Here is an 11905-nt window from a genome sequence, read left to right on the forward strand (position 1 = left end):
GGTGCTGGGCTCACCGGGCCGCGGCTCGGGCAGCGGGCGAACGGGCCAGGTATGCGACGGCCTGGCTCGTGCAACCCTCCTGGGTGGGGTGGTAGCGCGGCTTGACGTAGCGCGCGGCGGACCGGACGGCTCCGGTCAGCCCTGGCAACAGCCCGCGCCGCGACGCCTGTACGTACGCCCGCCAGGTCGGCTTGCTCCGGTCCGTCGCCTCGGGGTCGGCGAGCATCAGGAAGCGCACCCCGCGCACCCACAGCCAGGTCAGCACCGGCCCGGTGACCGCCATCGTGCGCATCCGGCGCAGGTAGCCGGGGTCCAGGTGCACGAGCAGGTCGTAGGCGACGCTGCGGTGTTCCACCTCCTCGGCGCCGTGCCAGCGCAGCAGGTCGAGCATCACCGGATCCACCTCGGCCCGGTCCAGGCCGGGTGCGTTGAGCACCCAGTCGCCCAGGAACGCGGTGAAGTGCTCGATCGCGGCGATGATCGCGACCCGCTCGACCAGGTGCTCGCGGCCGGCCGCGCCGGAGAGGTCGGCCCGGGCGCCGAGCACACGATGGAAGAGCCACTCGACCTGGCGCACGAAGGGTGCCGGGTCCAGCCCCTTGGCGAGCAGCAGGTCCAGCACACCCTGGTGGGCCTCGGCGTGCACGGACTCCTGGCCGATGAAGCCGATCACGTCCTCGCGCAGCCGCTCGTCGGCGATCAGCGGCAACGCCTCCTGGAACGTGCGCACGAACCAGCGCTCGCCCTCGGGCAGCAGCAGGTGCAACACGTTCATGGTGTGCGTGGCCATCGGCTCCCCCGGCACCCAGTGCATCGGCAGACACGACCAGTCGAATCGCACGTCGCGCGGATCGAGCGCCAAGTCGCGGTGCTCATCGGCACGAACCGCCGGGCTGTTGACAGGAGTTCGGGTCGAGCGCCGGACGATCCGGGGGACCGCTGCGGCAGGGGGAGCCGAGGACATGGCGGTGCTCCTTCGTCGGAAGGACTCTTGTTACTCCACAGTAGGGAGTGTTGAATAAAAGTCAATACTCCGATCGTCCGTCTCCCGCGTCCGCTCTGGCGGAACGGCGATCAGAACGGCTTGAGCACGATGTCGGTGGCCAGCTTGTCCGCGTGCACGAAGGCCTGTTGGGCACGCACGTCGGTCATGAACACGAACGGCGGGATGATCGGCGGCAGCGGCAGCGCGTCGGGGGCGAAGTCGAGGCAGAGCAGGCCCTCGATGCAGCCGTGCAGCCGGGTCAGGTAGATCCGCACGTTGCCCACCAGATCCAGACTGCGGGTGGTCAACCGCACATTGCCGGCGGCGTCCGCGGTGGTGAAGGAATAGTCTTTCAGGTGCGCCGAGTTCATGGTCAGGACCAGCACCTTGCGCGGACCGGCGGCGGTGTCGATGGTGGTCACCCCCGCCAGCGCGAAGCCGTTCGGCGCGAACACGCTCGCGGTGATCTCCACGGGCTTCGCATTGGCCCGCACACCCGGCGCCGGCGCAGCGGCCACCGCCCCCGCCGACATGGCGCGGACCCGCTCGGTGCGGGCTTGTTCGGCGCCGGCTCGCTCGGCGCGCGCCCGCTCGGCGCTCGGGCCGCCGAGTACGGATACCGCGATCAACATCGGAAGCGCCGCCGCCAGGAAGGCGGAGGGCGAGGCCCGGTCCGGCCACGATCCAAAATCCATGTCGAGTCCGTCCTCGTCGGAATCGGTCGCGCTGATGGAGATGCCGTGGAGCGAGACCGACGACGATGCGGGTGCCGTGGAGCACAAGGCACCACGATGCAGGCGTCTCGTCTCGAAGCGGGCGACCGGGATGGAGATCCCCGATCCGCCCGAGGGCTGCGCCGGTACTCTTGCCGTGGACGTGGCACGCGGGGCGCGATGCCCCCGCCACGTTGCTGCCAACCGTGCACGTACCTTGCCGCGACCGAGACTAGGCGTCGATTTGAATCAAAGTCAACGATCCCGCCGGGAGGGCCGCAGGACCCCGCCCGAGTCCGAACGCTCGCAGGCGCGCCGGGCCGAACTCGTGTCCATCGGACGACAATTGTTCGCCGACACGTCCTACGACGCGTTGTCCGTGGACGAGATCGCCGCCCGGGCGAACGTCGCCAAGGGCCTGCTCTACTACTACTTCCGGAACAAGCGCGGTTTCTACCTCGCGGTGATCGAGGACTCGGTCGCCGACCTGGTCGCCCGGGCCCGCAGCGACGCGGACCAACCGGCAGCCGATCGGCTGCGCAACGTGCTCGACGGCTATCTGCGCTTCGCGCAGGGCAACCAGGCCGCCTACCGCACGGTGGTCAGCGGCGGGGTCGGCTTCGACACCGACGTGCTCACCATCCGCGAACGCGTCCGCGAGGAGATGCTCACCTCACTCGCCGAAGGCGCCTACGGCCGCGCCGACCTGTCGCCGATCGCCCGTGCCGCGCTGATCGGTTGGCTGTACTGCGTCGAGGGGGTCACCCTGGACTGGCTCGCCCGCCGGGAACTGGGGCGCGAGGAGGTGCACCACCTGCTGGTGATGCTGCTCCTGGACACATTCGCCACCATCGCCCGCCTGGACCCGGCCTGGCAACCCCCCGAAGCAGCCCTGGCCCTGCACCGCGCCGGCGCACACCCGGAGTAGCCGGGCCGCCGAGTCGACGAGCGCGCACGCAACAGCCGGCACCGGAACACGGACACCGGGGCAACGCGGGAACGCGCGAACGCGGCCGCGTACGGGCCCAGGCCGACCAGGCGTTCGGCATCCAACGGACCTCTCTCCGGCGACCCCGTCGGCATGCCGGGCCGTAGCCGCATCCGCCGCCGGCGCCCCGGGATCGGCCGGCGCCGGTGGCCGGCCGTGTGCATGCGTCGGGCCCCGGCGGGTGGCGCCGCCGGGGCCCGTGATCGACTCGCCTCCCCCCGAGGTTGGTCGATCAGACCCGCTGCCACAGAGCCGGCACGTTGGGCGGCTCCCAGCCCGGTTGTGCCGTGTGGCCCTGCAGGCAGCGGTAGTTCTGGCTGCCGTAGCTCGCCGTGGCCCCGGCCGCGTAGTTGGTGCCCACGCGCCAGGTGCCGCCCGGCGGATTGGTGGGGGGCTCGCTCGTCGGCGGCGTGGTCGTCGGCGGTACGCCGTTGACGTTCAGCACGAAGTCGAAGGACGCCTCCTTGCCGTTGCCCACGGTGCGAACCGTCATCAGCAGCCGGGGGTCGAAGATGGTGTCGGTGTTGTTGCGCGGTTCACCCGGGAAGTACGTCTGCGTGGTGAGGATGCCGCGGTTGGGCGCCTGGACCTTCATGTGCAGGTGCCGGGTGCGGCCCGGGTACAGGCCGGGCACGACCGTGGTGAGCTTGTAGGCGCCCTGGGCGTTGGTGTACTGGTGGCCCCGGAAGGTGTATCCGACGTTGTCGTAGTTGCCGTTGGTGTCCGCCTGCCAGAAGTCGAGCAGCACGTTGGCCAGCGGCTGACACTGCCGACCGAACACGTACCCCGACACGGTGAGCAGCGTGCCCGCGCCGGTGAGCACCGAGCGTTCGGGCGAGTTGGGCTTGAAGTACGGGCCCTCGGTCTGGTCGATCGTCGGCTCGTCGCCGTCGTGGCAGAACGGCGTCGGCTCCAGGGTGTGACCCTGGTCGCGCTGCGCCCGGGCCAACGCGGGCACACCGCCGATGAGCAGCGGTAGAGGTGCGGCCACCAGGGCCGCCTTGAGCAGGCTCTTGCGGGTGATGCCGCGCCGGACGGGCTCGTCCTGATCGGTGTTGTCGGTGTCCACAGCGACCTCTTCTCGGCGAGGGGACGGGTGGGCCGGTCGAGGCGAATCGATCCGGCCCACTCGCGATTGGTCTGAACCTATGCGCGGCGATCGGGCGCGTCGATGGACAAAGCAAGGCTCTCGTGGTGCTTCGCGTTGATCTCCCGGCGGTACTCGCCGGGGGTGCTTCCGGTCTCCCGGCGGAAGAACCGGCAGAAGTACGCGGGGTCCGCGAAACCCACCCGATCAGCCACCTGACGCACCGTCAGATCACTGCCCGCGAGCAGCCGTTTGGCCTCGACCACCTGGGTCTGGCGGATGATCTGGCCGGGCGTACGGCCGGTGGCGCTCTTCACCGCGTGGTTGAGATGACCCACCGAGACGCCCAGTTGGGCGGCGTACGCACCGACCGTACGCTCCAGGGGATCCAGGTCCACCGGCCCGTCCAGGAGCCGGGCGAAGCGCTGCGCGATGACGGCGGTGGGACCCGGGTCCGGTTCCGGCTCGGCGTCCGGGCCGTCCTGGGCCGCGAGTCGGGCCGCACGCAGGATCAGCACATGCAGGTATGCCTGCAGGATCGGAATGAACCCCTCGCCCTGCTCGGCGTATTCGCGGCGCATCTCCGCCACCACCCCGGCCAGTCCCGGCGCCGCGTCCGGCGTGGGCCGCAGCCGCGGATACCCGGCCAGTTCGCGGATCGTGTCCCGGTCCTCGGGGTGGGTGAACAGGAAGTCGTCGTTGAACAGGACGACCCAGCCGGTGAGTCCCTGCATGCGGTGCCAGAAGTGCACCTGGCCCGGCACGACGAAGAACAGGTGCGGCGGATTGACCGTTCTCGGCGCCAGATCGACCACGTGCGTACCGCGCCCACCGGTCACGAAGACGATCTCGTAGAAGGTGTGCCGATGGGGGAAGTCGGCCCGGGACATCGGTCCGATCGTGTCGAACGACCCGATCGCGAACGGCAGAATGCTCGGCGCGGGGACGTCCAACCGATGCAGCGGGACCGCCGGTCGAAGCTGGGTGGGTGAGCTCATCGGCCCCTCCCGACTGGTCCGTCGGGCCTGCCCGGCCTGCTGTTCCTGCGGAAATCCCGTGCCATGTCGGCCCCCTGGCGGTTCTCGGACGATGCGGCCGGCGCTCGATCAGCGGTCACGCTAGACCGTTCGATACCCGCCGTCGGCGACTTCGCACACTCCGTCACGAACTGGCAAACCACGGTGCTCCGTACACCCGAAGTCCGCCCCCGCAGCCCCACAGGCGCAGCCCGTCCGGCCACCGTGGCTCCCCCCATCTCCCGCGCCCACGGCGGCTGCGTCGGCTCGGCGACCGTTACCTCGCGGCCGAGTTCGCGGCTCAGCGAGGCGTCGGCTGCGCACGGCTTGGCGCCCGCCGGCAACCGACCGGCGGGTGGTGGTGACGAAGGCCGATCGGTTCGCTCCGTGGCGGGCGGCACGGCGTGCGCACGTGGGCAACCGGCCGCCGGCTCGCGGTGGGGTCACGAGCCGACGTCCGGCGTTCCTGGGCGATCGGCGGAGCATTCGGGGCGGGCGGCGTGGATCCGGTGGGATCCGGTGGGATCGGTGGGATCCGGTGGGATCCGCGCGGCCCGCCCCGGCCGCCCGGTCTCAGCTGATCGCGAAGTCGTCCCCGAAGACCGAGCCTTGCGCGTACCAACCGTGCAGGTAGACCGTCACCGAGCCGGAGGCGCCTACCGTGAACGGGATGGTCAGCTTGGTCCACGCGGCCCCGGGCGAGGCCCACGTGCTCGCGGTGGCGCCGCCGCTGACGCCCAGGTAGGCGTAGTTGCCGCGGACCCAACCGGTGAGCGTGTGGGAGGAGTTCGGAGCCAGTTGCAGGGTCTGCCGGCATTCGCCGGTCTGCGCCGCGCCGACCGCGGCCTCGATGGCGTGGGTGCCGCCGTGCGCGACGGAGGTGACCACCGCACCGCCCGGCTGGCAGGTCCACGGGCTGAGTGCGCCGCTCTCCAGGTCGGCGTTGAGCAGGCCGCCACCGGGCCCGCCGGTCACGGTGAGGTTGTACACCGCGCTGTGCGACGCCGACGGACCGACGCCGGCGACGGTGAGCGTGTACGTGCCGGGCGTGGCGGTCGCGGAGGCGCTGACGGTGAGCGTCGCCGACGCGCCCGCGTTCACCGAGGTCGGGCTGACCGTGGCGGCCACCCCATTGGGCGCGCCGGTCACCGTCAACGCGACGTTCTGGGTCGCGCCCGCGGTGACGGCGGTGCCGACCTGCGCCGACGTGCTGCCGCCCTGGGCAATGGTGCCCGACGCCGGAACGACCTGGATGGAGAAGTCGTCGGTGACCGGTCCGGAGGTGACGGTGAGCGTGTAGGTCGCGGTGTGCGTGGCGGACGGGCCGGTGCCGGTGACGGTCAGCGGGTAGGTGCCCGGTGTCGCGGACGCGGAGGCGGCGACGTTCAGGGTCGCCGATCCGCCCGCGGTCACCGACGTCGGGCTGACCGTGGCGGCCACCCCGCCGGGCGCACCGGTCACCGTCAACGCGACGTTCTGCGCGGTACCCGCCGTGACGGCGGTGTTGATCGTCGCCGAGGTGGCGGCGCCCTTGGCAACGGACCCGGACCCGGGGTTCGACGCGAGCGAGAAGTCGTTGGTGACCGGTCCACCACCGCTGGTGAACGGCGCGAAGGTGTGCGTGAAGTACCAGGTGTCCTGCGGGATTCCGGAGCAGTTGTCGGCCGCCCCGCCGCCCGGGCAGGAGCCGTTGTCGCGCTGGAGGGCCCACATCGACAGGGTGCCGATGCCTTGCGTCTTGGCCCAGTTGTAGACGGTGACCGCGTCGGCGGTGGTGAACGTCTCGGCCGGACCGAAGTCGTCCACGCCGGGCATCTCGGTGACCCCGACCATGGCCCACAGTTCGGCCTGGGTCTTGTTCGGATACAGCTGCGCGAGCTGGTTCTTCAGGCCGGTCGCGGCCGTCTTGGTGTCGTTGGCCATCTGGTGCGGCTGGTTGTCGTAGTAGTCGAACGTCATGATGTTGACCACGTCGACCCTGGTCCCGTTGGAGACCGCGTTCTGCAGCACGGCCAGGCCGCTCTGGGCCAGGCCCTGCGTCGTGGTCGGCAGCGTGTACTGGATCTGCAGTGGCCGGCCGGTGCTCGCCGCCCATGCCTGTACCTGCTTGATCGCCTTGTTGCGGCGGTCGATACCGGCCGGGTTGGTGAGCGAGTTGTCCTCGATGTCGAGGTCGATCCGGCTGACGTCGTAAGTGGAGACGACGTTCTGGATCGCGGCGGCGATCGAGTTGACGTTGGTGCAGCTGTCCGCGATCTCGGTACCGGTGTTGTCCGCGGTATAGCCGCCGAACGACGGGATCACATCGCCGCCGGCCGCGCGGATCGCGGCGATGTCCGCCCCGAACGTGGACTGGGAGATCGGCATCCCGGTGTCCCCGGACCAGTACGGCGTGCAGGACCCCTTGCTCGGGGTCTGGATGAAGGCCATGGTCAGGTACTTCGCGCCGGACTGCGCGGACAACGTCGCCGGGCTCTCTCCGGTCCACGCCTCGAAGTACGGCGCGAACACGTGGGCCGGCATCGGAGTGGCCGCGGCCTGCGTGAGTGTGGCCTGCGGAGCCGCCTCCCGGGCGGCCTGCGGGGCGGCCTGCGCCGCGCCGCCGGCGGACAACACGAGCCCCAACGACGCGGCTGCGGTGGTCAGCACGGTCGCCAGGGTACGGAGCGGACTTGGTCGTCGCATGGGTACTCCCGCATTCGGTGGGACGGGAAGGCGGTGCGGGACGGGGGGTGCGGGACGGGGGTGCGGGACGAGGGTGCGGGACGGGGGTGTGTGCCCGCCGCTTCGCGGCGACTCGGGCCGCGCCTTGGAACTGCGGCGAGGCGGTGAGGCGGCGAGACGGTGAGGCGGTGAGAGGGGAAAGCGGCGGAGCGGCGGAGCGGCGGAGCGGTCTGGCTGGGAATGGCCCACCTCCGGCCCGGCGGCGGTCGTCGGGTTGGTCGGGCCCGTCGGCTTCGTCCGGACCGGAGGTGGCATCTGTGGGGTGCCGGGCGCGTGATCAGCGCCGGGCACGGGCCTCTCGGCGCCGGTTGGTCGACATCACGGCGCCGCCGCCGAGGATGATCAGCGCACCCGCGCCCGCCGCGCCGATGGTCGCCGCGCGCGGGACGCCGGCGGGGCCGGTGTCCGGTACGGCTGCCGCGGCCGGCGCCTCGTTGATGGTCTCGTGGTTGCGCCCGGCGGGTTCGATGTACGGCGCGCCGGTCTCGTGTGCCAGCGGCGCGGTGGCCGGGTTCACCCGCGCGGCGGCGGGCGCGGCGGCGGCGCCGAAGACCACGTCCGAGCACGAGTAGAACGCCTCGGGGCTGTCGGTGCGTTGGTAGACGACGTAGATCAGGTGCCGACCGGTCTTGCCGGCGGGCATCCGCCCGTTCATCACGAACGACCCGTTGTCCAACGGCGGGTCGGTCTGGGTCAGGAACGGCGTGGGCTCCAGATCCGACCACTTCAGCGGCACCGTGGGGTCGTATCCGTCCCGGGTCACGTAGAACTCGAACGTGCCGCGGTGCGGCGAGGTGGCCCGGAACAGGAAGTTGAAGGTGCTGCCCGCGGAGACCGCGGTCGCCGGCCAGTCGGCGCGTGCCTGGTCGAAGCCCTTGTACTTGTCCCGCCCGGCACTGCACAACTTGCCGTCCGGGATCACTTGACGATGCCGGCCGGCAACGTCCGCGAGGTTGACCTCGTTCCAGTCGTACACGGGCTGCGTGCCGCCGATCGCGACAGCCGCCTTGCACGCGGCGGACGTGGGGTTCTCCGGGTTCTCGGCGCGACACGTGCCGGTGCGGCTGAGCGGATTGCTCAAGGTGCCGTGCGCCTGCGCCGTTCCGGTGGCGAGCGCGGCGATCGTCAGGGGCGTCAGACAGCAGGCCGCGGCGAACGCCGCGACCTTGCGGCGAGACTTCATGAAGCCCTCCGGGTAAGGGAATTGCCGATATCGGGGACGTGCGGGGGCCTCGTGCGGCAGCTCCCCCGTGCGGGGAGCCTCCGGATGGGGCGGATCGGCGCGGACGGGGTGAGTCGGCACGGGTGGGGTGGGTCGGCACGGGTGGGACGGGGATCCGCGATGGCCGCGACGGATCCGGGTGTTCCGGCGTACGGGTGCCGCCGCCTGCGGTCCGGGGGGACAGGTATAGACCAATGGCTGCGGCGGTACTCAGAGTCGCCGCGCTCGTCCGGTCGCGCAAGAGCGCGGAGCCGGTCTTTCCGATTGCATCGCGCGGTTGGACCGTCATTACTCCCCAACCGAGGCGTCGCGAACGACGCCGAAAAGTCGGGATGGCCTGCGCGACTCTGTTTCTGACTGTCCGTCAGTTGTGTCGTCATTGTGGCGCGGAAAAATTTTCCGCGATCGGAGGCCGCCTTGCCAATACTTGCCGGGCGACCCCGAAAAGTGCTCGCACACTATGGACGGGAACACGGTTGGTATAGACCATTGTCCGTGCAAGGACGCTCGTCGGCGCGATGCGGACGGCGATCGTCCGGCGATTCGAAGCTCGGAGCCAGGAAAATCGGCGCCGACGTGAACCACCCCGAACACCGGAAGATGGGCGCCACCGAGACCACCGGAACTCTGCCGAACCAACGCCACCGAGAACCACTGAGCACCGCCACATCAAACCCCACCGAGCACCACCGAGCACCACCGAACCAACGCCACCGAGAACCACCCGAGCACCAAGCGCCCGATCGCCCGACGCCACCGGCACAGGCACCGGCACCGGGCACCCCCGCACCGACTGCCCCACCGCCCGGCCGCGAGCGGTGGTGCACGCCAACCGGCGGCGTGCGCACGGCATTCCAGCACCACTCTCGTCCCCCGACTCGTGTCCCAGACGTGTCCAGGAGCCGGCTCGATGATCTCTGCGTTCCCTGCACTTCGCCGCAACCCGCCTCCCTCCGACCGCCGTTCCTCCCCAAGCGCCGCGCCCCGGCCCATCCGTCGGCCGCTGCGCGCACTCGCCCGCCTCCTGGCCGCGACCGTCATCGCACCGCTCGCACTGGTCGCCCTGCCCGCCGGCTCCGCGCACGCCGCGACACCCGAGGCGACGTTCGCCAAGGCGTCCGACTGGGGTTCCGGCTTCACCGGTCAGTACACGATCCGCAACCAGGGCACCACCACGCTCACCGCATGGCGGGTCGAGTTCGACCTGCCCGCCGGCACCACCGTCGGCTCGTACTGGGATGCCCTGCAGACCGGATCGAGCGGCGGCCACTACGTTTTCACCAACCGCGAGTACAACGGCACCCTCGCCCCCGGCGCCTCGGCCACCTTCGGATTCCTCGGCGCAGGTGCCGGAACTCCCGGCAACTGCAAGCTCAACGGCAACCCGTGTGTCGGACCGGCCGGCCCCGACACGACCGCGCCCAGCGCGCCCACCGACCTGCGCGTGGCCAACGCCGGCCCGACCGCGCTGACCCTGTCCTGGACGGCGTCCACGGACGACGACCGGGTCGCGGGCTACGACGTCTACGTGAACGGCGCACCCTCCGCGACCAGCGCGGGCCCGAGCGTGACACTGTCCGGACTCACCCCCGGCACCGGCTACCCGGTCAAGGTGCGCGCGAAGGACCCGGCGGGCAACGTGTCCCCGTTCACTCCGGAACTGATCGCCACCACCACGACCGGCGGCGGCAATCCCCAGCCGGGATCGGTGCGCAGCGTCCCGTACATCGACATCACCGCACCCACCCCGACCCTGACCGATGTCGCCGCGGCCACCGGCCAGAAGTTGTTCACACTCGCCTTCGTCCTGGGCAGCAACAGCGGCTGCGACCCCAAGTGGGGCGGTACGATCGCGCTCGACGAACCGCGCATCGTCAACCAGATCAACGCACTTCGCGCCCAGGGCGGTGATGTCGTGGTCGCCTTCGGCGGCGCGGCGGGCCCGTACCTGGAGGCGTCCTGCGGCAGCGTCAACGCACTCGCCGCCGCGTACACCAAGGTGATCGACACCCTCGGCGTCAAACACCTCGACATCGACATCGAGGCGTCCATCCCGATCGACACCATGAACAAGGCGTTGGCCAAGGTGCAACGGGACCGACCCGCCACCACCGTCAGCTTCACCCTGATGGTGCAGGGCGACGACTACGGGCTGACCCCGTCTCTGGGCGTGGACCTGCTCAAGAACGCCCGGGACAACGGCGTTCGGGTCGACATCGTCAATCCGATGGCGATGGAGTTCGGCACCTCGCGCCCGGTGTGGGGTGACGCGGTGATCACCGCCGCCGAATCGACGCTGCGTCAGATGAAGGAGATCTGGCCCGCCAAGTCGGACGCCGAACTCAAGAGCATGCTCGCGGTGACCCCGATGATCGGCCGCAACTACAACGGCAAGATCTTCGTCCAGTCGGACGCGAGCAAGCTGGTCACGTGGGCGAACACCAACCACATCGGCCGGCTGGCGTTCTGGTCGGTGGGCCGGGACAACGGCTCCTGCCCGGGCGGCGGCGTCTCACCGACGTGCAGCAGCATCAGCCAGGCCCCGTACGAATTCACCAACCTCTTCAAGAACTTCACGGGTTGAGTGAGGTGCCGAGGCAACGGCCGAGGCAACCACCGAATCACTGAGAAGCACCGGCTGAACCCACCTGCCGGCATCGGTCGACCCCCTTTCGGCCGGTGCCTCCCGAGCCCGGCGGCGGCCACGCGACGCCGCCGGGCCACCCTCGTGGACGGCAGGGCCCGCCCCGCTGCCCGAACTCGTGCGCAGCCAACACGCGGCCCACTGGCCACAGTTGGCGTCCCGAAGCCCACCAGCCTCGGGACGCCAACCGCGTTACACATATCAGCCGACCCTTGCCGGGGCTTTTGCACCGGAGTATGGTGGTTAGTGGCCTACGGGGCGAGCGAGGGAGTTCGACTACCGGTGGTTGGCCTTGGAGAAGGGAGCTTCGGCTCAAGCCAAGGTCGGGCGGTCGGGCTGAGAGGCGTGAAGGTCGAAGTCGGACCGGAACGCGACCCCTAGCACCTGATCCGGACAATGCCGGCGCAGGGAGCCCACCTCGTAGGTCCTTGATGCGCGTCGTACGTCGGCTTGGTTACCGGGCCTGACGGGCGCGCTTTTGTGTGTCTCGGCGTGTCTGTCTTCGGATGTCCGTCTTCGTGTGGCT

At 70.5% G+C, this 11905-nt stretch carries 8 protein-coding genes and 1 riboswitch; of the genes, 2 read left to right on the forward strand and 6 right to left on the reverse strand.

Annotation, left to right across the window (positions count from 1 at the left end; all coding sequences use genetic code 11):
- Positions 1-10 precede the first annotated feature (10 nt).
- Both ACFZBU_RS15920 and ACFZBU_RS15925 read right to left on the reverse strand, forming a co-directional pair.
- Entirely contained in the window at positions 11-964 is a 954-nt protein-coding gene (locus tag ACFZBU_RS15920; protein ID WP_391584148.1) for a metal-dependent hydrolase, read from the reverse strand.
- Between the two features lie 110 nt (positions 965-1074).
- Positions 1075-1680 carry a hypothetical protein gene (locus ACFZBU_RS15925; RefSeq protein ID WP_391584149.1) on the reverse strand — a complete coding sequence of 202 codons (606 nt, stop codon included), beginning with the start codon at positions 1678-1680 and terminating at the stop codon, positions 1075-1077.
- Between the two features lie 346 nt (positions 1681-2026).
- Here ACFZBU_RS15925 and ACFZBU_RS15930 point away from each other — a divergent pair, with 346 nt between their 5' ends.
- Complete coding sequence (locus ACFZBU_RS15930) at positions 2027-2626, forward strand: TetR/AcrR family transcriptional regulator (RefSeq protein WP_391584150.1); 600 nt, start codon at positions 2027-2029, stop codon at positions 2624-2626.
- Positions 2627-2918: 292 nt separating this feature from the next.
- On the opposite strand, the gene ACFZBU_RS15935 is transcribed toward ACFZBU_RS15930, so the two are convergent.
- The 4 genes from ACFZBU_RS15935 to ACFZBU_RS15950 all read right to left on the reverse strand — a co-directional run bounded on the left by ACFZBU_RS15935 (position 2919) and on the right by ACFZBU_RS15950 (position 8696).
- Positions 2919-3755: a carbohydrate-binding protein gene (locus ACFZBU_RS15935; protein ID WP_391584151.1), complete on the reverse strand. Its 837-nt coding sequence runs from the start codon at positions 3753-3755 to the stop codon at positions 2919-2921.
- A 77-nt stretch (positions 3756-3832) separates the two neighbouring features.
- Positions 3833-4771, reverse strand: a complete 939-nt coding sequence (locus ACFZBU_RS15940; protein ID WP_391584152.1) for an AraC family transcriptional regulator — start codon at positions 4769-4771, stop codon at positions 3833-3835.
- A gap of 591 nt (positions 4772-5362) precedes the next feature.
- Positions 5363-7474 (reverse strand): glycosyl hydrolase family 18 protein, encoded by a 2112-nt coding sequence (locus ACFZBU_RS15945; RefSeq protein WP_391584153.1) that lies wholly within the window; start codon positions 7472-7474, stop codon positions 5363-5365.
- A gap of 316 nt (positions 7475-7790) precedes the next feature.
- Positions 7791-8696, reverse strand: a complete 906-nt coding sequence (locus ACFZBU_RS15950) for a lytic polysaccharide monooxygenase (protein ID WP_391584154.1) — start codon at positions 8694-8696, stop codon at positions 7791-7793.
- A gap of 949 nt (positions 8697-9645) precedes the next feature.
- Here ACFZBU_RS15950 and ACFZBU_RS15955 point away from each other — a divergent pair.
- Positions 9646-11319: a cellulose binding domain-containing protein gene (locus ACFZBU_RS15955; protein WP_391584155.1), complete on the forward strand. Its 1674-nt coding sequence runs from the start codon at positions 9646-9648 to the stop codon at positions 11317-11319.
- Positions 11320-11667: 348 nt separating this feature from the next.
- A riboswitch (TPP riboswitch) is annotated at positions 11668-11807 on the forward strand.
- Positions 11808-11905: the final 98 nt, after the last annotated feature.

This window comes from Embleya sp. NPDC008237, from assembly GCF_042956465.1.
In the GTDB taxonomy this organism is placed as follows: domain Bacteria; phylum Actinomycetota; class Actinomycetes; order Streptomycetales; family Streptomycetaceae; genus Embleya.

Coding starts and splice junctions, on each gene's coding strand:
- ACFZBU_RS15920 (WP_391584148.1), bottom strand. CDS start 964: ATGTCCTCGGCTCCCCCTGCCGCAGCGGTCCCCCGGATCGTCCGGCGC.
- ACFZBU_RS15945 (WP_391584153.1), bottom strand. CDS start 7,474: ATGCGACGACCAAGTCCGCTCCGTACCCTGGCGACCGTGCTGACCACC.
- ACFZBU_RS15955 (WP_391584155.1), top strand. CDS start 9,646: ATGATCTCTGCGTTCCCTGCACTTCGCCGCAACCCGCCTCCCTCCGAC.
- ACFZBU_RS15940 (WP_391584152.1), bottom strand. CDS start 4,771: ATGAGCTCACCCACCCAGCTTCGACCGGCGGTCCCGCTGCATCGGTTG.
- ACFZBU_RS15950 (WP_391584154.1), bottom strand. CDS start 8,696: ATGAAGTCTCGCCGCAAGGTCGCGGCGTTCGCCGCGGCCTGCTGTCTG.
- ACFZBU_RS15925 (WP_391584149.1), bottom strand. CDS start 1,680: ATGGATTTTGGATCGTGGCCGGACCGGGCCTCGCCCTCCGCCTTCCTG.